Below are 24,496 nucleotides of genomic sequence, written 5' to 3'. Positions count from 1 at the left end.
CAGCGCTCGACGTCGCCTTACCTTCTCAGCGTCAGCCCTTCGCACCTGTCCATCGCGTACCCCGGGTGTCGGGAGCGGCGGTGTCGGTGGTGGTCACTAGTCTGTGGGCGTGACGATGCTTGCAGGGGATACCCAGGAGTTGCGCAAAGCCCGGGGAGCCTTCTTCACCCCGGACGAACTCTGCAGGTACGTAGTCGACTGGGCCATCCGCGACGGCAGCGAGGACGTGCTGGAGCCTTCCTGCGGGGAGGCGGCCTTCCTAGTGGCAGCGGCCAAGCGCTTGGATCAGCTACAGGTAGCCGAGGGTGGCAGGCTTGCGGGGGTCGAGCTCCACGCTGGGAGCTCGGCGCATGCGGCCTCTCTGGTGAGGGCGGCCGGGCGCAGGGCAGAAATCACGACAGCCGACTTCTTCACGGTCCAGCCGGAGCCGTCATTCTCCGCCGTGGTTGGGAATCCGCCGTATGTGCGCTATCAAGACTTCGCTGGCGAAGCACGAGCCCTTAGTCAGCGCGCGGCCCTTGCGGCCGGCGTTCCCCTCACCGGTTTGGCAAGTTCTTGGGCCGCGTTCACGGTCCACTCAGCGCTGTTTCTTCGTCCGGGCGGACGGCTCGGCCTGGTACTCCCAGCGGAACTGCTGACCGTCAACTATGCGGCCCCCGTGCGGCGTTTTCTTCTGGAGCGCTTTGCCCGAGTCCGACTGGTGCTCTTCACAGAGCGAGTGTTTCCTGAGGTGCAGGAAGAGGTGGTGCTCCTCCTCGCAGAGGGTTATGGACAGTCGCCGTCCGGGGTCTGCGAGCTCCACCAAGTGCACAACGCGGAGTCACTGGCGCGAGGCATGGGTGTCGCTCATCGGTGGACTCCGAAGCCGTCGTCAGGGAAGTGGACCGCTTCGATGCTGTCCGCTGAGGCCCTCAAAGCCTTCACGTCTACAACGGAGGACGGCGACGAGTTCACAACTCTGGAGGCGTGGGGCGACACCACGCTGGGAATGGTCACGGGTAACAACAAGTACTTCACCCTTACGCCAGCCCGGGCAAAGGAGCTCCGACTGCCGCCGCGGGAACTCCTCCCCATTTCTCCGCCGGGCAGTCGGCACCTTCGCTCCCTGACCTTCTCTGGGGCCGACTGGTCTCGGCTGGGCCGTGATGGTGCTCCAACGCTCCTGTTCCGCCCAGCCGGAAAGCCATCAGCCGCTGCCGCTGCCTACATCGCCCAAGGCGAGGTAGCAGACGTGTCTTCGGCGTACAAGTGCCGTGTTCGGAAGCCTTGGTGGCGCGTACCACTGGTCCAGCCCGCAGACTTGTTCCTCACTTACATGAACGCAGACGCACCTCGGCTATGCGACAACATGAGAAGCGCGTTCCACCTGAATAGCGTTCACGGTGTGTACCTCAAGGACGAAGTCCGTTCCTTGGGTAAGGCGCTGCTCCCCCTCGCATCGCTGTCGAGCGCGACGCTCGTGGGCGGGGAGACCGTGGGGCGTGCCTACGGGGGCGGGATGCTCAAACTGGAACCCCGTGAGGCGGACCGGCTGCCGCTGCCGTCACCTGCCCTTTTGAATCAGGCCCAGCCTCGGTTAGAGAGTGTCCGTCCCCAACTCACGGCCTTGACTCAGGCAGGCCAGCTGCTGGACGCGAGTCGAGTTGTTGATGACGTGCTCCTACGCGGAGAACTGGGGATGCGTCCCGGCGAGATCTCGTTGCTGCGGGAGGCCCATCGGACGTTGATGAACCGACGCAAGGCCAGGGGCAAGTCGTGAGTGACGACACAATCACCGAGTTGGAGCCAATCCTCCAAGAGGCTGAAGACTGGCTGCAGCTCATGGAAGACGACGGGCAGGATGCAGGTCCGTGGTCGCTCAATGATGGGGTTCCTGCCTACACGGCGGATCTCGAACTGTTGGGGAACCTGCTACGCGTGCCCTTGCGTGCCAATGCGAGCACACAGTCGGGTCGCTTGGCCAAGGCATTCGATGCCTGGTTGGCCCACGAACTCAGGCGAGCAGGATTTCATCACGATGAGGTTTGGCCAAGGAAGACGCAGCCGCGCGTTCTGACGCGGGAACTGGCTGAGGTGCTCCGACAGTTGGCCGTCCTTCAGTCAGTCGTCGAAGAGGCAGAGGCGGCCTCGGCGGCGAAGACCGAGAAGGAGAACCAGCGACTCGCCGCCCGGCACCAGCGAGAGGTACAGAAGGCCGAACGCGACGCTGCCCGTGAGGCCAAGAAGGCATTGCCGGGTACGCCGGTCCCTCCCGTCGTTCACCCGCCTTTCAAGCCGAAGCCGGTGCCCAGAGCCGTTCCGACCGCTGTCGCGCGCGCCATCGGTGCCGTTCACAAAGCCGTACCCAGCATCAGTGCTTCCAACATCCTTGGGCGTTTCTACGTCAAGCAGGTAGACGTGGCCGTTTCGGCATGGGACCGAGGGCCAGATGTGCTCATCAGCGGCAAGACGATGTTCAGCAGCTTCGGGAAGAACACCAAGAATCGTTACGAGGAGACGCTCGGAGAGGCCACCAACCTTCGCGACAGACACCCATTGGCGGCGATGGGCTACGCGTTCGTTGTGAGCGAGGAGATCTTCAAGGAGAAGGGCGCCTACGCGCGCCTTCAAGATCTTCTCCTTCGCACGAGGAAGCCGGACGGGCCTTACGACGCGACGATGCTGCTCATTGTGCGGTGGGATGCCTCAGCCGACACCGTGGAACTGACCAGCCCGATGACGCACCCGATGGTGCGTCATCAGCACCCGCCAGTGGACTTGGGTGCCAACCGCTTCTTCGGTGACCTCCTAGGAGCGGTGATAGAGAACACGCCTGTCGGCGTCCATCAGCAGGTGCGAGAGGCTCGCAATGGAGCCAGCCCGGGGGGTGCCCCAGACCCCGGTGCCGACGCTGCTGACGTGGCCAATGCCAAGGAACAGGACGATGGCGAGTCGGTGAGCGACTCTCCCTGAGTTGCCCATTGCGGGTGAGACTTGCGAGGTCACGATTCGGTGTTGTGATTGGTCATGTTGCACCGCCGCGCCTTGTGCTCGTCCTCGCCTTGGTAGCCAGCGCGTGTTGGCTGCCCATTCCTGCACCGGAAACGTCGTCCGCACCATCTCAAGGAAGCAGCGCTGAGGCGCCGGTCTCACCGGGCTTCGCGTTCACCCACGTGGACGCGGCAGGGCGGCCTGCACGTTGGGACCCGTGCGCCGAGGTCACGCTCATCGTCAACTGGGACAGCGCGCCGCCCACAGCACAAAGGGACTTGGAGGAGGCCCTGGCGCGCATGAGCCGGGCATCGGGCATGCACCTTGTCGTAAGGGGCTCGACGACTCGTCGACCGACTGCCGAATGGGGCCGAAGGAGGGAGTCAGGCAGGTGGCCGCCAGTCTTGGTGGCTTGGAGTCGACCCGACGGAAAGACGTTGAGCTGGGGCGCCTCGGCGAGCACGACCACGTTCGTCACGAAGAGCGCCGCCTCACGACTCGTCTACGTAAGCGGCCAGATCGTGCTCAACGTAGAGCACTCCGCCGTGTACGGGCCCGGCTTCGGCACTGCCCAAAGCCTTGGAATCCTCTTCGAACACGAGTTGGGTCACCTGCTCGGCCTGGCCCATGTATCGGATCGGACGCAGGTCATGTTTGACACGGCGGGAAACGCGTCCACTCTGGGAGACGGTGACCGGGCCGGTCTGCGCAGGCTCGGACAGGGCCCGTGCCGCGCCAAGCATGGGCGATGAGACGGTGCGCGGCCGGTCAACAAGGTGGAGACCGTTCGGCGGCAGGCTGCCGAGGCTGTGTTGGAGGCCATTGCGGGTCCTCACTTGCGGCAGCGCAGCGCCAGACTGATGCTGGTGAGCCCCACATCCTCGTACCGCTCGTAGGCCGACGTTGGGCCGGTGACGACCACCGTGGAGAGCTCGAGAGATCGTCCATCCTTCGATAGGTGATAGCTCAGGCCTTCGGGCTTGGCCCCAGTGACGTAACTGTTCGACGCCGTTCCCTTGAAGTAGTCCCGGTCCCGAAGGGTGAGCTCTGCCTCCACCGAGGTTCCGGAGCTGCCGCCTTGCACGATGTGGACTGCCATCTCGTACTGCCCGTTGCCGAGATCGTCTATCCCCATCCGTCGCGGCTCGGTATTGATTCTGAACTCCCGATACCTAAAGGGCGGCTCTAGCGTGGACGAGCACGCCACCCGACCGATCGCGTTTGAGGCCGCTATATCCGCTGACGCTGTCCAGCTCCCGCCAAGCCGCAACACCGCTCCGGGAGAGGGCAAGGCCTTCGGCAGAGCGGGGCGGGACCTGTGTGTGACTCCCGGCGTCAGTTTGGCGAGCGTCCACGGCTTCGGCGTCGGGGTAGTGCGAGGTGACGGTGTGGGCGCGCTGTGCTTGGTCCCCGCGGGGGCACCGGTCGCTGCTGCGCTGGTCGGCGCTTTCGGGGTGGCGCTGGCTCCAACACGGGCTGATGTAGGGGTCGTACCGGGTACCCGGGCGAGTGGTGCGGCGCAGGCTGTAAGCGAAACCGTCACAACGATTGTGACGGCGGCCCCAATGGGGGTGCGCCGGCAAGGTGTGGGTGTCATGGACCTGCTTTGGTCGAAGGATTGTGTCCCGGCGCTTGGTTTGGGAGCTGAACGGCGATGTGGACCTGCCGTCTCCGAGTGCCAAGCCAGGAGAATCCATTGTGGATTGGCGCCAGACGAGAGCGGGGCTGGGCTGGGCTGGGCTGGGCTGAACTACCTTCGCAGATACGGACCGGGCAGCAGGGCGCCCACACGGGCAACATCATGCCCGTGTGGGCGCAAGGGACGGCGGAACTTCCCGTCAGAACAGCTCTTCCAAGCCAGGGCCCGCAGCTGGGGCCTTCGAGCTGCCCGGTCGGCCGCTGCTGCTGGAGTACGGCTTGATCAAGCGGTAGTGAATGGCTCCCCTCAATCCCGGAGCGCTTGCGGACGCGTAGCCCTCTTGAACCAACCACTTCAGCGCCCGTGAAGCCGGCGGTGGAAACCGGCCCGGAAGGCCCTTCATCTTCTCCGCGAGCTGGTTGCCGATAAGAGGCGCCTCATCGTTTTCGCGCAGCAGACCCGCCACTAGTTCGCGATACTCGTCTTCCTGAGTCTCCGGGGAAGACACGATGACGGACGTCGCACGGGCATCAGGTACTGAAAGACGTATGCCTACCTGCTGACCGCCATCTGCGACCTCGACATGCATCACGGCGGCCACCTCTCCGTCCTGGCGGTAGCCCTCCCTGTCCTTGATGGACACGAGTTCGGCGCTCCCACTGGACGCGCGACTGAACTGCGTCACGATGCGGAAGTAGAGCGCCGATCCAGATATTTGGTCCTTCTTCGAAGATGCTCCGCGAGGCATCGCTATGCGTTGAGGAGCTTGGTGGCCGACGTGATCAATGAGCACCGAGGCGATTCGACGCCCCGTCCACGGCTCGACGACGTGCTGCTGCCACTTGACGTACTCGCCAGGGTCGTTCTCACCAAAGCCAGCAGCGGCCAAATCCTTCGAAACGCTATCCAGCAGGATGAGCTCGACGTGGAATCGCGAGAGCCATGTGTCGAGGTGCCTACGCGCCGGTTGCCCCGGCATGAGGGAACCGGAGGGCTTCCAGTACCCGATGCGACCCGCCTGAGCTCTCGTAACGCCCAGCGCCTTGAGCCTGGTGCGAATCGTGCGTGGATTGCTCTCGCGGTCGATGAGGAGCGCAATGCCGCCGTCTGCGGCTACCTGAGCGGCCATGTGGTACCCAAGCCATGACTTCCCGGAGCCGCTCTGTCCAAACAAGAGGTGACTCTCCCCGGCATACAGGAGCGGTAGGCCACCCTGTACGGGCACCAGAGAGGGTCTGACCGCAGGGCTGTCGTCGTCCCACGCCTCGCTGAGGAACCTCGGAAAGGAGTTGTCTTCCGCGGGAGCCGCGACCTCGACCCTCCCTTCATCGGCGAGGAAGTCCGGCGCAGACCAGGCCTCCTCGGTGTCGTCCTCGGCCTCGAAGGCTCGCTGCTCTGTCATCGGGATGCCCGCCCGCACGCTGGGACCGCCAACCACACCCACGACTCCGGCAGCAGTTCGATGGTGCGCTCGCGGCCTCCATGCCAGAGGCGGGGCCTTGAGAAGACAACGGCACCAAAGCTCTCCAGCTCCTTGAGGGCGCGGTAAACGCTGTCCGGCTGGAGTCCCAGAGCGTCCGCCAAGTCTCGGTCGGACACGCTGAGCTCGGGCCTGTTCATGTTCTGCAAGTCCGCGAAGCCGCAACGACTCAGTTGATGCAGCAGCACTGCCAGCGCGTCGGCCTTTGGAGTAAGGGGGTAAGGGGCCATCACGGTCCTTCCGGTCGTGCACGCCCCTGTTGGGCCTGCGCCGGTCGGACCGTCCTCACCCGCGTTGGAAGTGCCAGCATCCGGGACATCCCCCGGATGCGCAGCCGCTCGCCCAGCCAGACGACCCCCGTCCCCCATGACCCCTTAAAGGTGGGGGTCAGGGGGACGGGGGTCGTGATCGCCAGCTGGTGGCCTATCGCCACGGGCCCCGGACCGTAACCATGCAGTCGGGGACAGTGACTGTCAGACACGCCCCGCAAGACTGCTTGTCATGAGCGCCGCTATCCGCACAGTGCGGTCCATGGCAGAAGGGGAGCGCAGCGTGGGCGGTTTCGCCGGGTGGCCGGCGGACGTCGAAGCTGACGTGGATTTTTGGGAAAGCTTGGCCCAAGCGTTGCGGCGCAAGGGGGTGCCGCGCCCGTCCTGGTGGGATGAGCGGACAGCGGAGGTCGAAGCAGACCAGTGTGCTTGGCGGGCCAGGCAGATTCATCGGTTGTGGAACGATGCACAAGCATGGTCTGCGGTAGCGGAGGCCCGAGCAGACGGCCATCCGCTAGACATCGCGTTGATGCTGGCGCTCCCAGAGGCATAGCTGCCCGTTGTCGGACCGTCCACCGAGGACGGACGGTGCGCCGCCGCACGGTCTGCTGCAGGTCAGAATGGCGCGGCTGCTTGGCGGATGAGGGCAGCGTCCGCACCGGTGCCCCACAAGACGAGGACCCGCCACACCTGCCCGCGCCATTCGCTCAGCCGGTCGAGAACGCCGACGATGTTGAAAGGGCGGTCCGCGGCGAGGCCCGCGGCCACGTCGTACAACCGCCACTGGTTGCTGGACCAGCCCCGGCCTTGGGTCTCAACATCGGAGACCCACGCCTCCCAGTCAAGCACCGGGTCCCAGTGCCAGTTCCCGTGCTCGTCGCGCTGTCGGCTTTCGGTGCTGAAGGTCAGCCAAGCCGTCGCGTCCTGGCGCACAACCCCAGCGGGGTCGACATCGAGCACAGCCGTGGCAGCTACGAGCTGCTCATTGCTGACCCACTGCCGGTAGCGATCCCATGATGGCCTCATTGGGTCGGACATTCTTCTACTCCTTCGGTTGTTCGAGGTCGACCCGCATTGCAGGTTGCAGCGGGCAAGTGACTGGCGACGGGTGGGGGCAGCGCATCGCGGGGAGGTGTCACCAGGCAGGTAGCGTGGCCGCAATCGCCTCGTTCCACCGCTCCTCGTCCCCGGGAATGAGGTGGTGGTAGACGCGGAGACACACCTCCGGGGAATGCCCGAGGCGGGCAGCGACGACGCCGACTGGGACGTCGCGTAGCCAGAGGGATGCTGCCGCATGGCGCAGGTCGTAGACGCGAGCCAGCGTCTCTTCCTCAGCGTCCGGCATCGCGAGCCTTCTCCCAGCGCGCCAGAACTCTCCCACTTCCGACTCCGACAGCATCGAGCCTTGGCCGGTCGTGAATAGCAGCCCAGAACTGATGCGTCGGCTCTGCGCAAACTCACGGAGCATCTGCACCAGAACCGGGGGAATCGGAACTGGCCGTTCGGCACCCGCCTGGCGTCGCTTCAGGCCTCGGTCGTCACGAACAGCACCGGAGTCCGTCCAGGCCGTCCCCGCCGCGGCCGCTGACTTGCGAAGGCGGAGCCTTCCCCATCCGGTCTCTGGCAGCTCACAGTGCCCAAGTTGGAGCGAGGCAGCCTCCGATGGACGTAAGCCCGCGTAGAAGACGCAAGCGAGGAACGCCGCAAACACCGGTCCTCGCGGTCCCTTCGCGGCCACCGCTCGCAGGGCGGCGGGTATGAGTTCGGGGTGCGCCACGGTAGTGGCCGTAACCTCAACGGCGGCCCGGTTCGATGCCCTCGTCGTGATGGTGCGCAGCGGAGACGACGAGAGGTGCTGGTGCCTGACCGCGTACTCAAGGATCTTGGACAGGCCGGCCCGCCGACGAGTACGTGCCGTCGGCTTTGCAGTCGAGCCGTCCAGATTGATTGCGAGTCGCCGCAATGCGGTTTCGCACACGGCTATGTCTACTTTCCCGACCGGAAGAGAGGCGCGCTCGAGCCAGCGCAGCGCGTCGTGGTGCGCTCGCGTAACTGAAGTGCGACGCGACGTCACCTTCCCCTCGTCTGGAATCCGCAGCCCCTCCGGTGACAAGCCGCCTTGGTAGAGCGCTTGGTAGAGCAACTCGCGGCGGGCACCGTCCACCTGGTGACGTGCCTCGGTAACGACAGCGACGACGTGGGCAAGGTTCTCAGCGGTCGACTTGCGCGTCTTGCCGCCGGAGTCGCGCCACTCGTCGGCGTAGATCCTCCGCGCCACCTCGAGCAGCGTGGGGGTCGCGTTGAGCCCCGAGGAAACCGGTTGACCTGTGACCGTGTCGAAGGCGTCGCCCCGCTTGGCAGCCGAAACGAGCTTTGCGTGCTCCGAGGTGGCGAGTCCCTTGAGCTTGAACGTCGCGTAGTGCTTGTCTCCCCCGACGACCCAGCCGAGTTCGTATGAGACGGCCTTACGGTCGGAGCGCCTACGCGCGCGCAGCGAATGGATTTGGACATCGAATGTCTGAGGCATCAGGCTGCGAACTCCTCGAGGTCGAGCATCCAGTCATCAACCCAATCGACGCGGACGCGACGGTTCCCGCCTGGAGTTCGGCAGAAGCGGGGCCCAGACCCACGCTCCCAGTACCGGTAGAGGGTGGCGCGGGATACGCCAGCACGGAGCGCGGTCTGGTTGACCGTTAGCCAAGTGTTCGTTTCGGTGGTCATGGCGTCACCGGTGCTGCAACGGCTTGGGGGCGCAATCGACCTCGCTGGACCGCCCACACGCGCTGGGGTGGGGCTGCGTGCAACAGGGCCGGCCAGTCTGAAACACTGGGCCACGCACCTGGAGGGTTCGCATAGTGGCCGAGTGCAGTCGCCTTGAAAGCGACCAGGCGGAGACGCCTCGTGGGTTCAAATCCCACACCCTCCGCCATGTTCCGTCTGATGTCCCGAGGACGGGTGACCACGTCATCGACGCGTCATGTCCAGGCGATGTAGCTTCGAAGGGCTGCCAGCGCGCTACGTGTTCGGCGAGCGTCCTAACGGCCGCCTCAGATTGGGCGCTCCGATGGCGGCGTGCTTCGCGCGTACTGTGACGTTCACCCTGCGGCAGGCGCTGGTCGCGCACGGCCTCTCGGAGAACCGCTGCACGGCTTACCCGGCCCTCTCGACTTTCCAGGGCGTGCTCGCGTGGCGCCTGCGGCTTGACCTCGTCGTCGAGGTCGAGGGTGTCACCGGCTTCGCAATCTGGGCCGGCCTCCTCCGCCTCGGCTGAGGAGTGGCCCCGGTAGATGATCACGAGGCTGGCGAACGGGGCGCCAGTGGTTGCTGTGCCGAACTTCAGCCGGCCTCGGACATACCGGACCTCGGCACCTTCCGCGAGGACGTGCTCATGGAACCAGCGGGTGTCGGTCCGGGCTGGGACCAGACACACGACCGTGACCCCTGCGCGTGCGGTTGCGGCGGCCTTCGCCATCCAGTCGGTGATGGACCGGCCGTATACGGGGTTGCACCAGACCGCCCCGCCATGGGCGCGGGCATCGGCGGCCCAGTCCCCGGTGAGCCCGTCGCGGCGATGGGCGTCGGGGTGGTCGAGAGCGAAGAAGTGCGGTGCCTTGTGGTTGGTCGTGCTGGAGCAGGCGTCGAGTACGAAGCCGAACTCGGCGTCGTACTCGTCGTAGAACGCCTGAGGGGTGGCCCAGTCGTCGGAGGCCGAGGAGAACATGACCTTCGCGATGGCGGGATTGGACGTGGTGGCGGACTTGTTGCCGGACATGTGTGGGCTGCCTTGCGGGTTCGGTGAGAACCGCCGAGTCCGACTTACTGGCTGATGCTGGGGTCACTGCTCGGCGAGGCGTCCGTTGGGCAGCGGGGGCTGCTGGCCGCGGGTCCAGTTCGTGTTCCTGAACCGCTGACGACGGTGCAGGACATGGTTTGATCTGTGGGCCGATACAAGCCTGAGCGCGAGGGGGCGACGACGTGGCCGAGAAATCACGCGGGGACCTGCTGCGCTGGCTCTTCCCACCTACAGACGAGGACGGCCGGACGATCCGAAGCCTCCCGTCAGCGCAGGCCCCGGTTAGCTGGCCGGCGCCGCGCGGTGGGCGCGGGTCGGATGGACAGTGGCGGTGGACGCTGTCAACGCGACCTGGCGAGAGCTACGTCAACGACCTCGAACGGCGCAGCGCAGAGGGCTACCGTGCCTTGGCCACCGATCTGGCGCGGGAGCGACGCCTACGGGGGCTCACGTTGCGTCGGCTCAGCGCGACGACCGGTGTTGCGCTCTCGGTGCTGACCGGGCTCGAACAGGGCAGCGGATGGCCCGGCTTCGAGACCGTAGCCATCGTTGCCGACGCGTTGGGTCTCCGGGTCCAGGTCGCTGGGCCCAGCCTCCTCCCCCAAACCGAGGACCAAGACCAAGCCACGATGGTGGCGGCCTGGCTGGCCGCCGGCTACAAGGTCGCGATTCCGTTGCAGCTACTGGTCTCGCTTGAGCTACGGGAGCGCATGAGGGTCGTCGGGGTCTCCAAGTCCGCTGTTGCCCGGGCGGTCGGGCTGCGCCACAACACTGTGACCGAGATGTACGACATTGGGGACTTCCGCTTCTCCAGCATCCGCACGCTCGCGGCGCTTTGTGCCTATCTCGGGACACGACTGGAGGTGGTTCCGGCGGACGCTCCGTGGTGACGACCGGCCGGGCACGTCGACATGCTGGCGCGAGCGCCGCAGCGAGGTCAGCGTCGGGGGGATGGATATGCCGCGAAGCACCGAGGCCCGATGGGTTGGGCGGGACGACCCTTCGCCGTCCGAATGTCGAGTCAGGCCGGTGCAGATCACTGAGAGGATGACTGGCCCTGCCTGGGGTGCTTCTCAACGGTTGTCGGTGCCGTCGTGCAGGATGGGAGCGTGGAGGAGGACACCTTAGAGGCAGAGCAGGACGACCAGCCGTGGCTCATGCCACGGGAGTACGAGATCGGTGGAGTGCGCTGGTTCAACCAAACGGTCCAGGAGCTGCAGCGAGCACTCCACCCCCTGCTTGCTCAGATCCCACGTGCCGAACTCGCCGACGGCCCGCCGCGAATCGAGGAGGGCGAACCTCCACCACCGGAGGCGTCGCGCCTCTACCGCCCCATGAAGACGTCGCACGTCTGGACCGTCTCCGTCGAGGACGTGGTGGAGTTCAAGCTCGATCAGTTCCTCGCAGACACGTACGCGGTCGCCGAAGGCACAGGCGCCCAGATGGTGAAGGGCTTCTTCGAGCTCATCTCGCAGGTATCGGAGGACCACGGCAACGTCATTCAGGCGACGGACCGAGACTTCTTCGACGTGTACGCGGACGCAATGGAGAAGATCGAGCTGGAGTTCGACGCCGAAGGGAACCCGACCACCACGATCTTCATGCACCCCGACCTACTGGAGAAACTCAAGGACAAGAAGCCGACGCCCGAGCAGGAGGCGCGCCTCAACGCGATCCTGGAGCGACGGCGGGAGGAGTGGCGTGCTGCAAGACGTCGTCGGGACCTTTCTTGACACCCTGACCGAGCGCGAGTTCGACGGGCCGCTGCTGGCCCTGCTCGCGGCGCGGGGTTTCACGGACGTCCACTTCATCCACGGGCAGTTCGAGTTCGGCAAGGACGTCGTCGCGAAGCGTGCTGACCCTGAAACTGGCCTTGTCCGTCAGTATCTGATCCAGTCCAAGGCCGGGGACTTGGGGAGTGCTGAGTGGCGTGCTGTTCGACCGCAGTTGGAAGAGTGCGAGTACAACACCCTCGGCCATCAGTCGTTTGACAAGGACCTCCCGCGGGTGGCGGTCCTCGTCACGACAGGGCGGCTCAAGGGCAGCGCGCCCTCGGACGCCGCCGAATACCGCAAGTCCGTCGAGCGCAGAGGCCTCGCGGACCTTGAGATCTGGGAGCGGTCGGACCTGGTCGACTGGTTCTGCAAGGAGCCGACTGCCGGGGTCGCTGGCGCTGATGTAGAGGTGCAACTGCTCTCGATGGTGACGAGCATCCTCGACAGGGGGGTCACGGACAGCCGCATCGAGAAGTACACACGCCGCTGGCTGCCGCCCGTAGGGAACGCAAAACGCGCAGCAGTCGAAGCCGCGATCCTTGTCAACGCCCTGACCCGTGTCCGGCGCCTAGACCTAGCTGTCAGCGTTGCACTTCAACTCGTGCGGGCAGCTTGCCAAGACCCAGCCGCCCCGACCGGCCTGGTGGAGGCCGCTCACCGTCTCGTGTTGTTGATGGCAAAGCAGGTGAGAGAGCAGCTCGTGCCGCTGCTGGAGGACCCGCTCGACCTCGCTCGGCACACCATGAGCCAGATGGCGATTTTCACCTATCCAGTGATCTGCTGCCGGGCGTCCGAGGCCATCGCGCTAGGCCTCGCGCTGGCTCGTGCTGAGGGCGATAAGGACGAGGCGGCCGCGTTCGAGGAAGCGCTTGCGGCACTAGCGGAGCAGCCGGGCACCAGTCGGCCACCGAGCGACCTCTTCACGACGTCCGTCATTTTGACGACGGTCATGCTGAGCACCTTCGGACACGACGATGCCGTCGAATACCTTCGTCGCGTCGCCGGCTGGCTTCTCGACCGGCACGATGACGACTTCTCGGGGCTGGGGCTGGCGTCCCTCGCCGAAGACGAGGCTACGAGCGCTTCGCGGGTCCTCGGGGGGATGCTTGAGAGCACCACCATTGACCGTCGTTCGTCGAGCTACCTCGCGACTGCCGTGCTGGACCTCGCAGTCTTCCTCGGAGAGGAATCCTTTTACGAACGAGTCCGAGAGAACGTGGAGGCCCTGCGCATCGTCCCGGAGACGATGAACGCGGACGAAGCCAAGGCGCACTGGGTTCGCGGTGGGAATGACGTGTGGCCGCAGCCCCGCGTGGACTTCGCGCCTTGGGCAGACCAGGGCACGGCACCGCTCGCGACGGCAAACACAGACCCCCTCTCCGCCCTTCTGCTCACGGCTGCTTGCCGCTCACGGCACTACCCCGGCGGCTGGGGTTACCTCGCCGAAACCGACAAGCACTGACTCGCCACGCGGCTGCGATGTGGCCTGGGTATTGGGCATTCGTCGGGCACCGGGAGGGACGGCAGGACGTCTGTGCAGGTCAGAGCGTCAAAGGATTGCGGTCTTGAAAACCGCTATGGGTTCATAGCCCATCGTGGGTTCGAATCCCACGCCCTCCGCCAACAGCTCCGTCACCGCGGAGCGCCAAGTCGACGCCCGTCGCGACCAGATCGTGCGGCTCATCACGCGCCCGTTGTCGTCAGGGCGCAGCGCTCGCGCGATCTCCGGCGCGATCTCACGCCGGCCGCCCAGGGGCCTAGAACCGGATCCGGGCATGAAAAAAGGGGCCCCGGAGATCCGGAGTCCCTTTTGTTCTCATGCGCCGGCCTCATCGGTGGGGCCGGACGTGCACGCGCTCTCAGAGCAGGCCGAGCCTCTCCTCGAACGTCGTGCTGGAGTTGTACTGACCGACCGGCAGTGACCTGGACGGACGGTTCATGGCCGCGAAGAACGACACGATGTACGACATCTCTGTATTCAGTTTCCTTATGGCGCAGCCCTGCTGACTGGTGGTCGGAGGGCTCGGTGGTCGATCGTCATTGCGGGACGATCAGGACCGGCAGACCATCCGCGACCCGACCGGGAGCGTGGCCGGGCCGTGGATGACGTCTGCAGTGCAAGGGTAACAGTTCCGCAACCATGCTCGGGACGACCGTTGACCTTTGCCGGGCCCCGTGAGATACGACAGTGTGACCACACATTCCGGCTCGGATCCCGCGCCCGACACCGCCGAGATCCTGAGCCGGCTGGCTCCGCTCGACCTGCCGTCGGCAAGCCCGCTCGTGCTGCGCGGCAAGCGATTCGACGCGGCGTCCCCCGCCGTCATGGCGATCGTCAACCGGACCCGTGACTCCTTCTTCAGCGGCAACCGGCACGCCGACCTCGAGTCCGCCAAGGCGGCCTTCGTCGACGCCGTCGAGCTCGGCGCCGACCTCGTCGACGTCGGGGGTGTGCGCGCCGGTCAGGAAGGTGAGGTCGTCGACGCGGACGAGGAGATCCGGCGCGTCGTGCCCTTCCTCCAGTGGGCGCGTTCGGAGCATCCGGACGTCCTGCTCAGCCTCGACACCTGGCGTTCCGAGGTCGCGCGCGAGGCCGACGGTGTCGTCGACCTCGTCAACGACACGTGGGCCGGGCACGACCGCGAGCTCGTCCACGTGGCGTCGGCCATCGGCGCCGGCTACGTCATCTCACATACCGGAGGCCTGCCGCCCCGGACCGACCCCGTCGACGTCACCTACGGCGACGACCTGCTGGACGTGGTGCGTGACGTCGTGCGCACCCTGGCGAGCGGAGCCCACGCGGCCGAGCAGGCCGGCATACCTCGTGAGCGCATCCTCGTGGACCCGACGCTCGACTTCGGCAAGACGACGGCTCACTCGCTCGAGGTGCTGCGGCACACGGCTGACGTCGTTTCCCTGAACTACCCTGTGCTGCAAGCGATGTCGCGCAAGGACTTCGTCGGTGAGTCGCTCGACCTGCCCGCCGAGGAGCGCCTCGAGGGGTCGCTCGCGGCCACTGCCGTCGCCGCCTGGCTGGGTGCCACGGTGTTCCGCGCGCACGACGTCCGGGCGACCCGGCGGGTCCTCGACATGGTAGCGACGATCCGCGGCGACCGAACCCCGCGACTCGCCCTTCGGGGCACCCGGCGTGACGCTGTGACGAACGACTCCTGAACGCCCAAAAACGAGTGTCATCCGACGGGCCGAACGGCCGGTATTCTGCTAGGTTCGTCGCGGTTGCAGTTGCAGTTCCTCGTAGTCGAGCAGGATCCCGTCATCCGCAATGGTGACGGGATTTCTTTCGACATAGACGGGTTCGCCCGTCGAGTGGAGTCGAAGCGGCAGCTTGGGATGCGCGAAGTGCGTCGTTCCACACGCTAAAGAAGGAAGAGTTACCCGTATGGCACAGGGCACCGTCAAGTGGTTCAACGCTGAAAAGGGCTTTGGTTTCATCGCCCAGGACGGCGGCGGCCCCGACGTTTTCGTCCACTACTCGGCGATCCAGTCGAACGGCTACCGTTCGCTGGAGGAGGCGCAGCGCGTCGAGTTCGAGGTCACCCAGGGTCCCAAGGGCCCCCAGGCTGACGCGGTTCGTCCGCTCTGATCTGAGGGATCGTTCACCCTTAACGAGCGACACCGCTTCACCGCACAGTCGTTTGTGCGAAGGCCCCCCGGTCTCGACCGGGGGGCCTTCGTTTGTCCGGGCTCAGCGCCGAGGGCGTATGCCGTCCGGCGCGGTCAGCACTGCTCGTACGGCGTCGTCGTGGGGCTCGGGGTCGACGGCGTCCTCGTCCTGGTCGACGAGGGCTTCGACGTGCTCGGGGTCGTCGACGGCGTGGCGGCCGGCTTGGGCGGGGCGATGGCCTTCTGGACGAGCTCGCGGACGAGGGCGTAGTCGGGGTCGCTCGAGTAGACGCCCTGGCTCGACGTGAGGGCGACGCTCGTGATCTTGGCCTTCTGCACCCGCTCGACGAGCTGCACGAACGCCGGGAGGGACTGGGCCTCGATGTCGGTGAAGATCCGCTGCTTGAGGATCTTGGCGATCTCGGGGTAGCGGCTCACCATCGACGCCGGGTTGACCTGCTGGACGATGGCCTGGACGACGCAGCGCTGGCGCATCTGGCGGTGGGTGTCGTCGTCGGCGGCGCGCGTCCGCGCGTACCAGAGGGCGTGGTAGCCGTCGAGGTGCTGACGCCCCGGCTCGAAGTAGCCCTTGACGCCGAAGACGCGTCCCGACGCGTCGTGCTGACCGCCGATCGTCAGCCGGGTCCCGTTGGCGCTCAGCTTGACGTTGACGTCGAGCCCACCCATCGCGTCGATGAGCTGCTGGAAGCCGTAGAGGTCGACGATGACCATCTGGTTCATCTGCAGGCCGAGGATCTCCTGGACGGCACCGCGGATCTCCTGGCGGCCCGGCACCGAGCCGGCGGGGTAGGCGCCGGGGTGGTCCTTGGCGTAGTTCTCCGCCTCGACGTAGAGGTTGGTCAGCATGCACTGGCCTGTGACGCCGGGGCTGTTCTGGGCGCAGGTGGACTCGGGTGCACCGAAGTGGCCCGACGGGTAGCGAGCGCGCAGGGGGCTGTTGGGTGCGAGCGGCGCGTAGAGCAGGTTGCGCGGCATCGAGATGAGGGCGGTCCGGCCCGTCTTGGTGTCGATGCTGGCCACGATCATCGAGTCGGTGCGGATGCCCGTGCGGTCCGCCCCGGCGTCCGAGCCGAGCAGCAGGATGTTGACCCGGGGCTGGTTGGCCCAGGGGTCGTCGCCCTCGGTCGTGACGTTGACGCCGGAGCCGGCCTGCTTGTTGCCGAGCGAGGTGGTGCCGAAGACCTGGTTGACGGTGTCGGTCGTGATGAAGGTGTACTCGGCGACCTTGAAGGTCGAGCCGGCGACGAGGAAGACGAGGACCGTGGTCAGTGCGGCGAGGGTCCTCGTCCGGGTGCGGTCCAGCCGGGTCGGGCGGGACTGGACGGCGGTGAGGATGATCGAGCCGCACCAGAGGATGCCGATGGCGACGAAACCGACGGCGACACCTTGGAGTAGCGAGGGGCGCGCGACGAGCGAGAGGGCTGCGTTGGTGATGCCGTCGCGCAGGACGACGTAGCCGACGACGACTCCGGTCAGCAGGAAGAGGGCGAGGACGGCCCAGCCGAGTCGCTTGCTCCGTGTCTGGGTCAGGCCCGCACCGGGTAGGAGAGTGCCGAGGGTGGTGAGTCCGAGCGCCCGACGGAAGCCGGCCCTGACCTGGCGACGGATGGCTTCACGACCACTGGGTGCGTTGTCACGCCGCGGCCGCGGCGCGGTGGCGTCAGTCATCGGATCCTCTCGGCCAGGGCAGTGTCACCTGTCGTCCTGGGTGGGCAACCCTGCCATTGTGCACGGTCATCCTTTGAACCGCCTCATTGCGCGTCGACAGTCACATGAGCGTGGCGGAGGACCCGGGTTTGGGTTGCGGTGCGTGGCCCGGTAGCCTGTGTCCGCCCGTGCATCCGGCGTCGCCTCGGCGGCCTCGATCACGGGCACGGAGGCGTCGCATAGTGGCCTAGTGCGCCCGCCTGCTAAGCGGGTTGAGGATAAAACCTCTCGCGGGTTCAAATCCCGCCGCCTCCGCCAGCACAAGACAGAAGGACCCCGACACGCTTTTCGTCGGGGTCCTTCTGTCTTGTGCTGAACGAACGCGTGGGATTTGGGAGGAGCTGGGCAGGCCCCGAGGAACGAGGGGCCTGCCCAGCGACGGTGTCCCGCCGCCGGGGCGAGCGTTGACCCGCAACGTTGGCCTCTCGACGGTGGAGGACCCGCAAACGTTGGCCTCTCGACGGTGGAGGACCCGCAACGTTGGCCTCTCGACTTGCGAGGACCCGCAAACGTTGGCCTCTCGACGGTTCAGGTGTCGGGGTCCTCGCGGCGGCGGCGCCGGCGCTGGGAGAGGGGCAGCACGAGCCAGAGCGCAACTGCGAGCAGCGTCAGGCCGCCGCCGATCCAGATGGCGGTCGTGTGCGAGAGCAGGACGTCGAGCACGAGCACGACGCCGCCGATGATGCCGACGACGAGGAAGAACATCCCGGCGCCGATCAACGTGTCGGTGTGCCGGACGACGAAGTCCTTGAGGCCCTCGCGGAAGAGCATCCGGTGCATCGCGACGGGTGTCATGAACACGAGCGTGCTGATCGCGATGGACACGAGCGTCACGACGTAGATGTCGCGCTGCAGGTCGGTCAGCGTCGTGAAGCGCTGCTGGAAGGGGATCGTCAGCAGGAACGCGAAGAGGATCTGGACGCCGGCCTGGGCGATGCGCAGCTCCTGGAGCTGCTCGTTGAAGTTGCGGTCGAGCCGCTCGGCCTCGCTCTCGTCGCGGCTGTAGCCGTCGGGGTCGCTCATGTCTCTCATGTACCCCGCCGTGTGCCGTGGAGGACGGGAGGGCGCGAGGGTCGCGTATGCCGGGTGCCGGGCGACGCGGCATACGCACCCTCGGGTGTCCCGTCCGTGCATGACGGAGGGCCCGGCACCCAGAGGTGCCGGGCCCTGCATCACGTCGTCCGCCGCCCGCCGGCCAGCAGGCGGAGGACCGACCTCAGTGACCGCTGACGCGGGCCTTGAGACCGTCGAACTCGGCCCACAGCTCTGCGGGGAGCTGGTCGCCGAACTTGTCGAACCACTCCTGGATGAGGGGCAGCTCCTTCTCCCAGTCGGCCGCGTCGACCTTGAGGGCCTTGGCGACCTGCTCGGGGGTCATGTCGAGCCCGTCGACGTCGAGGGAGTCCGCGGTCGGCACGAACCCGATCGCCGTCTCCACGGCGTCGACGTCGCCCTCGAGGCGCTCGACGACCCACTTGAGGACGCGGCTGTTCTCGCCGAAGCCGGGCCACAGGAAGGAGCCGTCCTCCTCGTCGCGACGGAACCAGTTGACGCCGAAGATGCGGGGCAGCTTGGAGGCGTCCGCGCTCTTGCCGATCTCGAGCCAGTGGTTCATGTAGTCGCCGGCGTGGTAGCCGATGAAGGGGAGCATGGCCATCGGGTCGCGGCGCACGACGCCGACGGCGCCGGTCGCGGCAGCGGTGGTCTCCGAGGAGAGCGTGGCGCCGATGAAGGTGCCGTGCTGCCAGTCGCGCGACTCGTAGACGAGCGGCACGGTCGTCTTGCGGCGGCCGCCGAAGAGGATCGCGTCGATCGGCACGCCGTCGGGGTTGTCGTACTCGGGAGCCGCGATCGGGCACTGGGCGATCGGCGTGCAGAAGCGGCTGTTCGGGTGCGCGGCCTTCGTGCCGGCCTCGCCGTCCGCCGGCGTCCAGCTGTTGCCGTGCCAGTCGTTGAGGTGGGCCGGCGGCTCGTCGGTCATGCCCTCCCACCACACGTCGCCGTCGTCGGTCAGGGCGACGTTGGTGAAGACCGAGTTGCCCTTCTCGATGGTGGCCATCGCGTTGGGGTTGGTCGACTCCCCCGTGCCGGGGGCGACGCCGAAGAGCCCGAACTCCGGGTTCACGGCGTACAGCCGGCCGTCCTCACCGAAACGCATCCAGGCGATGTCGTCGCCGACCATCTCGGCCTTCCAGCCGGGCACGGTGGGCGTGATCATCGCGAGGTTGGTCTTGCCGCAGGCCGAGGGGAACGCGGCCGCGATGTAGTGGACCGAGCCCTTGGGAGACGTGAGCTTGAGGATGAGCATGTGCTCGGCCATCCAGCCCTCGTCGCGGGCGATCGCCGAGGCGATGCGCAGCGAGTAGCACTTCTTGCCGAGCAGGGCGTTGCCGCCGTAGCCGGAGCCGTAGCTCCAGATCGTGCGCTCCTCGGGGAAGTGGACGATGTACTTCGTGTCGGAGCACGGCCACTGGACGTCGGCCTCGCCCTCGGCGAGCGGGGCGCCCACGGAGTGCAGGGCCGGGACGTAGTCGGCGTTCGTGTCCTCGATCTTGCGCAGGACGGCGTCGCCGCAGCGGGCCATGACGAGCATCGAGACGACGACGTAGGCCGAGTCGGTGATCTCGACGCCGAACATCGGGACCTTGGCGTCGAGGTGGCCCATGACGAAGGGGATGACGTACATCGTGCGGCCCTGCATGCTGCCGCGGTAGAGCTCGGTCATCCGAGCCTTCATCTCGTCGGGCGCCATCCAGTTGTTGGTGGGCCCTGCGTCCTTCTCGTCGACGGAGCAGATGTAGGTCCGGTCCTCGACGCGCGCGACGTCGGTCGGGTCGCTCGCGCAGTAGAAGGAGTTCGGCTTCTTGCTCTCGTTGAGGCGCACGAACGTGCCGGCCTCGACGAGCTGGTCGGTCAGCTCCGTCCACTCCTCGGGGGAGCCGGTGATCCAGCGGATGTCGCGCGGCTGCGTCAGCTCGGCGACCTGCTCGACCCATGCGGACAGTCCCGCGTGCGTCGTGTGTGTCTGTTTCTCGTGGGTCGTGGTCAACTCGGGGCCCATCCCTTCGCGCGCGGTGCCGCCCGGCACCACGTCGTGCCGGTGTGAAGCTGTCCCCCACGTGGATCCTGGGCAGACCCGGATCGGGCTGCAGGTGTCCACATGCTGAACAGATGACGTGATGTCTTCAAGGTACGCGCCGACGGGAGTGCCTCAGGCCGCAAGCCGGGTCGATACCGGTGAGACGCCTCACACCACGTCGAGCCAGCAAGAATTACGACGGATCGTTGTCGGATTCTTGCAGGATTTTCAGTACTCATCCGTAGGGTCGGGGCGCGCTCGGCCGGTGGTCCCGACACCGCCTGCGTATGCCGCGTGGTCCCTCTCGCGGGGCCGCCCGGACCGTCTCCGGGTGGCGCTCTCCGGGGCCGATTTCGTGGATGCGGACCCGAGGCGCTAAGGTAACTTTTCGTTCCTCCCGGTGAGGAACGACGCACCCGTAGCTCAACGGATAGAGCATCTGACTACGGATCAGAAGGTTTGGGGTTCGAATCCCTACGGGTGCACTCTGTGTTGAGACAGAATGCGAGACCCCGACCGGTTGCCGGTCGGGGTCTCGTGCTTTCCGGGTGGCTTCACCGGCGGCGATGCGGGCGGCCCTGCCGACGGGGACTTTCATCCTCTGGGGGTGATGAGCGGCCGCCGGCCCTGGCGCGACGCTGGGCCCATGTCGAGCACACCTGTGCGGGGCAACGCCGGACTGGTGCTCGCCGTCCTCGCGGCGAGCCAGTTCCTCATGACCCTCGACAGCTCGGTCATGAACGTCTCGATGGCCGTCGTCGCCTCGGACCTCGGCACGACGATCAGCGGGATCCAGACCGCGATCACGCTCTACACGCTCGTCATGGCCACGATGATGATCACGGGCGGCAAGCTCGGCACGATCCTGGGACGACGTCGCGCCTTCGCGATCGGGCTGCTCGTCTACGGCGCCGGCTCGCTCGTCACGGCGCTCGCCCCGAACCTCCCGGTGCTGCTCCTCGGCTGGTCGCTGCTCGAGGGGCTCGGCGCCTCGCTGATCATGCCGGCGATCGTCGCGCTCGTCGCCGCGAACTTCCCGGCCGAGCGGCGCGCCGCCGCCTACGGCCTCGTCGCCGCAGCGGGCGCCATGGCGGTTGCTGCCGGGCCGCTCATCGGCGGCGCCGTCACGACCTTCGCCTCGTGGCGCTACGTCTTCGCCGGCGAGGTCGTCATCGTCCTCGCGATCATCGCCTTCCTCCGCAAGGTGGCCGACGTGCCGCCGAGTCCCGCCCGCATCGACCTCGTCGGCTCGGTGCTCTCGGTGGTCGGTCTCGGCTCGGTCGTCTACGGCGTGCTGCGCACCAGCGAGTGGGGCTGGGTCGTCGCCAAGACGGGCGCTCCCAAGGTGCTCGGCGCGTCGCCGTCGATCTGGCTCATCCTGCTCGGCGTGCTCGTCGTCTTCGCGTTCATGTGCTGGGAGGAGCGCCTCGTGCGCACCGGCGGCGAGCCGCTCCTGCGTCCGGCGCTGCTGCGCAACCGAGGGCTCGTCGCGGGCCTGACGATGTTCTTCTCGCAGTACATCGTCCAGGCGGGCGTCTTCTTCGCCGTGCCCCTCTTCCTCTCCGTCGTGCTCGAGCTCGACGCGCTCCAGACGGGCCTGCGGATCCTGCCGCTGTCGTTCGCCCTGCTCGCGGCCGCCGCCGGCATCCCCAAGGTGTGGCCACGGGCCAATCCGCGTCGGGTCGTGCGCATCGGGCTCTTCTCGGTGCTCGCCGGCATCCTCGTGCTCGTCGCCGGCATGGACCCGGGCGCCAACGCCGGCGTCGTCGCGATCCCGATGCTGCTCATCGGCTTCGGCCTCGGCGCGCTGTCGTCGCAGCTCGGCAGCGTCACCGTCTCGTCGGTGCCGGACTCCGAGAGCGCGGAGGTCGGGGGCCTGGAGAACACCGGCACCAACCTCGGGGCCTCGCTGGGCACCGCCCTCGTCGGCTCGGTGCTGCTCGCGACGCTGACCGCCTCGGTCGCCTCGGGCATCCAGGAGAACCCGGCCGTGCCAGCGTCGGTCAAGGCCCAGGCCTCGACCCAGCTCGTCGGCGGCGTGCCCTTCATCTCCGACAAGCAGCTCACCGAGGCCCTGGCCGCCACCCAGCTCGACGCCGCCACCGCGTCGGCGATCACGAAGGTCAACGCCACCGCGCGCCTCGACGCGCTGCGTGAGGCGTTCGGTGTCACGGCGCTGCTGGCCGCGGGCGCCCTGATGTTCACCGGGCGACTCACCGACCGGGCGCCCGGTGATGAGGGCGATGACGACGACGAGGATGACCGCGGGGACGACGGTGAGGAGGACCGCCGGGACGACGCCGACGTGTGAGTTCGCTCCACATCGGGAGCGGTGCCTTGTGCGCGGTCGCCGCGCGGGGTTGGGTGTGGTGAGACCGTCCACCGCCGCACGCCGGGAGGCCACCGATGACCGCTGCTCCGCCCGCCACCCTCGACCCCTCGCTCTCGCACACCCGGGGTGAGACCGACACGCCGCTGCTCGAGACGACGATCGGCGACAACTTCGACGCCACCGTCGCGCTCTTCGGCGGGCGTGAGGCGCTCGTCGACGTCGCGCAGGGCAAGCGGTGGACGTATGCCGAGCTGCGGGCCGACGTCGACCGGCTGGCCCGCGCGCTGCTGGCGATCGGGGTGCAGACCGGTGACCGGGTCGGCATCTGGGCGCCGAACTGCTCCGAGTGGACGCTCGTGCAGTACGCGACGGCCAAGATCGGCGCCATCCTCGTCAACATCAACCCGAGCTACCGCTCCCACGAGCTGCAGTACGTCCTTGGCCAGGCCGGCATCTCGACGCTGGTCGCGGCCGAGTCGTTCAAGACGAGCAACTACCGCCAGATGGTCGACGAGGTGCGGGACGAGGTCGACGGGCTCGAGCGCGTCGTCTACATCGGCACGTCCGACTGGGACGACCTGGTCGCCCGTGCCGACGAGGTGCCCGAGAGCGAGCTGGCCGGCATACAAGCAGGCCTGAAGAACACCGACCCCATCAACATCCAGTACACCTCGGGCACCACGGGCTTCCCCAAGGGCGCGACCCTGAGCCACCGCAACATCCTCAACAACGGCTACTTCGTCGGTGAGCTCTGCGACTACACCGAGGCCGACCGCGTCTGCATCCCGGTGCCCTTCTACCACTGCTTCGGCATGGTCATGGGCAACCTCGCGTGCACGACGCACGGCGCCTGCATGGTCATCCCGGCACCCGGCTTCGACCCGGCGGCGACCCTGCGGGCCACGCAGGACGAGAAGGTCACCTCGCTCTACGGCGTGCCCACGATGTTCATCGCCGAGTGGAACCTGCCCGACTTCGCCGACTACGACCTGTCCAGCGTGCGCACCGGCATCATGGCCGGATCCCCTTGTCCCGCAGAGCTGATGAAGCAGCTCATCGCGGCCGGCATCGAGGAGATGACGATCTGCTACGGCATGACCGAGACGTCGCCGGTGTCGACGCAGAACCGCACCGACGACACCTTCGACCAGAAGGTCGGCACCGTGGGGCGCGTCGGTCCGCACCTCGAGATCAAGATCGCGGATCCCCTGACGGGAGAGACCGTTCCGCGCGGCACCGCGGGAGAGTTCATGACCAAGGGCTACTCGGTGATGCTCGGCTACTGGGAGCAGCCCGACAAGACCGCGGAGGCCATCGAGGACGGCTGGATGCACACCGGCGACATCGGCGTCATGCACGACGACGGCTACGTCGAGATCACCGGCCGCATCAAGGACATGGTCATCCGCGGCGGTGAGAACGTCTACCCGCGTGAGATCGAGGAGTTCCTCTACACCCACCCCGACATCCTCGACGCCCAGGTCATCGGCGTCCCCGACGAGAAGTACGGTGAGGAGCTGTGCGCCTGGATCCGGATGAAGGACGGCGCGACGCCCCTGACGGCCGAGTCGCTGCGTGAGTTCTGCACCGGGCAGCTCGCGCACTACAAGATCCCGCGCTACGTCGAGATCGTCGAGGAGTTCCCGATGACGGTCACGGGCAAGATCCGCAAGGTCGAGATGCGCGAGACCACCGCGAAGAAGCTCGGACTGGGCTGACCCGCCTGCCGTGCGCTCACCTGCTCGGCGGCCGACGAGACGAGTCCAGCGGTGTGCTGGGTGCCGCGGGAGCGCTCCGGCGCAGTAGG

At 66.9% G+C, this 24,496-nt stretch carries 19 protein-coding genes, 4 tRNA genes and 1 pseudogene; 15 read left to right on the top strand and 9 right to left on the bottom strand.

What is annotated here, in order from left to right; genetic code table 11:
• The first annotated feature begins 115 nt into the window (after window positions 1–115).
• The 3 genes from IEY30_RS19495 to IEY30_RS22300 all read left to right on the top strand — a co-directional run bounded on the left by IEY30_RS19495 (window position 116) and on the right by IEY30_RS22300 (window position 3,722).
• Window positions 116–1,759: an N-6 DNA methylase gene (locus IEY30_RS19495; RefSeq protein ID WP_030200871.1), complete on the top strand. Its 1,644-nt coding sequence runs from the start codon at window positions 116–118 to the stop codon at window positions 1,757–1,759.
• Window positions 1,756–2,952, top strand: a complete 1,197-nt coding sequence (locus IEY30_RS19490; protein ID WP_052358760.1) for a hypothetical protein — start codon at window positions 1,756–1,758, stop codon at window positions 2,950–2,952. The genes IEY30_RS19495 and IEY30_RS19490 overlap by 4 nt, the downstream gene beginning before the upstream one ends.
• Before the next feature lie 317 nt (window positions 2,953–3,269).
• A complete protein-coding gene (locus tag IEY30_RS22300) occupies window positions 3,270–3,722 on the top strand; it encodes a matrixin family metalloprotease (protein WP_156035414.1) in 453 nt (150 codons plus the stop codon).
• Between the two features lie 80 nt (window positions 3,723–3,802).
• Here the strand turns inward: IEY30_RS22300 and IEY30_RS19480 are convergent, their stop codons facing one another.
• The 5 genes from IEY30_RS19480 to IEY30_RS22295 all read right to left on the bottom strand — a co-directional run bounded on the left by IEY30_RS19480 (window position 3,803) and on the right by IEY30_RS22295 (window position 9,079).
• On the bottom strand, window positions 3,803–4,069 hold the full coding sequence (locus tag IEY30_RS19480) for a hypothetical protein (RefSeq protein WP_156035416.1): 267 nt from the start codon (window positions 4,067–4,069) through the stop codon (window positions 3,803–3,805).
• 739 nt (window positions 4,070–4,808) lie between these two features.
• Complete coding sequence (locus tag IEY30_RS19475; protein ID WP_156035418.1) at window positions 4,809–6,011, bottom strand: AAA family ATPase; 1,203 nt, start codon at window positions 6,009–6,011, stop codon at window positions 4,809–4,811.
• Between the two features lie 962 nt (window positions 6,012–6,973).
• The gene (locus tag IEY30_RS19465) at window positions 6,974–7,396 is read right to left on the bottom strand and encodes a hypothetical protein (RefSeq protein WP_030200887.1); all 423 of its coding nucleotides are present in this window, start codon (window positions 7,394–7,396) and stop codon (window positions 6,974–6,976) included.
• 97 nt (window positions 7,397–7,493) lie between these two features.
• Window positions 7,494–8,885 carry a tyrosine-type recombinase/integrase gene (locus tag IEY30_RS19460; protein ID WP_052358761.1) on the bottom strand — a complete coding sequence of 464 codons (1,392 nt, stop codon included), beginning with the start codon at window positions 8,883–8,885 and terminating at the stop codon, window positions 7,494–7,496.
• Window positions 8,885–9,079 (bottom strand): helix-turn-helix transcriptional regulator, encoded by a 195-nt coding sequence (locus tag IEY30_RS22295; RefSeq protein ID WP_373286743.1) that lies wholly within the window; start codon window positions 9,077–9,079, stop codon window positions 8,885–8,887. Before IEY30_RS22295 ends, IEY30_RS19460 begins: the two co-directional genes overlap by 1 nt.
• A gap of 120 nt (window positions 9,080–9,199) precedes the next feature.
• On the opposite strand from IEY30_RS22295, the gene IEY30_RS19455 reads away from it, so the two are divergent.
• Window positions 9,200–9,287 (top strand) — tRNA-Ser (locus tag IEY30_RS19455).
• A gap of 159 nt (window positions 9,288–9,446) precedes the next feature.
• Complete coding sequence (locus IEY30_RS19450; protein ID WP_030200895.1) at window positions 9,447–9,629, top strand: hypothetical protein; 183 nt, start codon at window positions 9,447–9,449, stop codon at window positions 9,627–9,629.
• A gap of 51 nt (window positions 9,630–9,680) precedes the next feature.
• Here IEY30_RS19450 and IEY30_RS22290 read toward each other — a convergent pair.
• Window positions 9,681–10,079, bottom strand: a pseudogene (locus IEY30_RS22290) (DNA N-6-adenine-methyltransferase); the annotation flags it as partial.
• A 479-nt stretch (window positions 10,080–10,558) separates the two neighbouring features.
• On the opposite strand from IEY30_RS22290, the gene IEY30_RS19440 reads away from it, so the two are divergent.
• The 6 genes from IEY30_RS19440 (at window position 10,559) to IEY30_RS19415 (ending at window position 15,530) form a co-directional block, all read left to right on the top strand.
• Window positions 10,559–11,041, top strand: a complete 483-nt coding sequence (locus IEY30_RS19440; RefSeq protein ID WP_030200897.1) for a helix-turn-helix domain-containing protein — start codon at window positions 10,559–10,561, stop codon at window positions 11,039–11,041.
• Window positions 11,042–11,260: 219 nt separating this feature from the next.
• Complete coding sequence (locus IEY30_RS19435) at window positions 11,261–11,884, top strand: hypothetical protein (RefSeq protein WP_156035422.1); 624 nt, start codon at window positions 11,261–11,263, stop codon at window positions 11,882–11,884.
• Window positions 11,853–13,388, top strand: a complete 1,536-nt coding sequence (locus IEY30_RS19430) for a PDDEXK family nuclease (protein WP_030200902.1) — start codon at window positions 11,853–11,855, stop codon at window positions 13,386–13,388. Before IEY30_RS19435 ends, IEY30_RS19430 begins: the two co-directional genes overlap by 32 nt.
• A 52-nt stretch (window positions 13,389–13,440) precedes the next feature.
• A tRNA-Ser gene (locus IEY30_RS19425) sits at window positions 13,441–13,549 on the top strand.
• A gap of 567 nt (window positions 13,550–14,116) precedes the next feature.
• Window positions 14,117–15,100: a dihydropteroate synthase gene (folP, locus tag IEY30_RS19420; RefSeq protein ID WP_030200904.1), complete on the top strand. Its 984-nt coding sequence runs from the start codon at window positions 14,117–14,119 to the stop codon at window positions 15,098–15,100.
• 226 nt (window positions 15,101–15,326) lie between these two features.
• A complete protein-coding gene (locus IEY30_RS19415) occupies window positions 15,327–15,530 on the top strand; it encodes a cold-shock protein (RefSeq protein ID WP_030200907.1) in 204 nt (67 codons plus the stop codon).
• Between the two features lie 134 nt (window positions 15,531–15,664).
• Here IEY30_RS19415 and IEY30_RS19410 read toward each other — a convergent pair whose 3' ends face one another.
• Window positions 15,665–17,239: an LCP family protein gene (locus IEY30_RS19410; RefSeq protein WP_043417055.1), complete on the bottom strand. Its 1,575-nt coding sequence runs from the start codon at window positions 17,237–17,239 to the stop codon at window positions 15,665–15,667.
• 207 nt (window positions 17,240–17,446) lie between these two features.
• Here IEY30_RS19410 and IEY30_RS19405 point away from each other — a divergent pair.
• Window positions 17,447–17,536, top strand: a tRNA-Ser gene (locus IEY30_RS19405).
• Between the two features lie 270 nt (window positions 17,537–17,806).
• Here IEY30_RS19405 and IEY30_RS19400 read toward each other — a convergent pair.
• Window positions 17,807–18,301: a DUF6328 family protein gene (locus IEY30_RS19400; RefSeq protein ID WP_030200912.1), complete on the bottom strand. Its 495-nt coding sequence runs from the start codon at window positions 18,299–18,301 to the stop codon at window positions 17,807–17,809.
• Between the two features lie 193 nt (window positions 18,302–18,494).
• On the bottom strand, window positions 18,495–20,339 hold the full coding sequence (locus IEY30_RS19395) for a phosphoenolpyruvate carboxykinase (GTP) (RefSeq protein ID WP_052358763.1): 1,845 nt from the start codon (window positions 20,337–20,339) through the stop codon (window positions 18,495–18,497).
• Window positions 20,340–20,769: 430 nt separating this feature from the next.
• On the opposite strand from IEY30_RS19395, the gene IEY30_RS19390 reads away from it, so the two are divergent.
• The 3 genes from IEY30_RS19390 to IEY30_RS19380 all read left to right on the top strand — a co-directional run bounded on the left by IEY30_RS19390 (window position 20,770) and on the right by IEY30_RS19380 (window position 24,407).
• Window positions 20,770–20,842: transfer RNA gene (locus IEY30_RS19390), tRNA-Arg, on the top strand.
• Between the two features lie 161 nt (window positions 20,843–21,003).
• Window positions 21,004–22,668, top strand: coding sequence for an MFS transporter (locus tag IEY30_RS19385; RefSeq protein ID WP_052358765.1), 1,665 nt, complete (start codon window positions 21,004–21,006; stop codon window positions 22,666–22,668).
• Window positions 22,669–22,763: 95 nt separating this feature from the next.
• Window positions 22,764–24,407: an AMP-binding protein gene (locus IEY30_RS19380; protein WP_030200922.1), complete on the top strand. Its 1,644-nt coding sequence runs from the start codon at window positions 22,764–22,766 to the stop codon at window positions 24,405–24,407.
• The last annotated feature ends 89 nt before the right edge of the window (window positions 24,408–24,496 follow it).

Source organism: Terrabacter tumescens (assembly GCF_014646815.1).
GTDB lineage: Bacteria > Actinomycetota > Actinomycetes > Actinomycetales > Dermatophilaceae > Terrabacter > Terrabacter tumescens.
The sequence above is the reverse complement of the archived record's forward strand: the minus strand, read 5'-3'. Positions and strand labels throughout refer to the sequence as shown.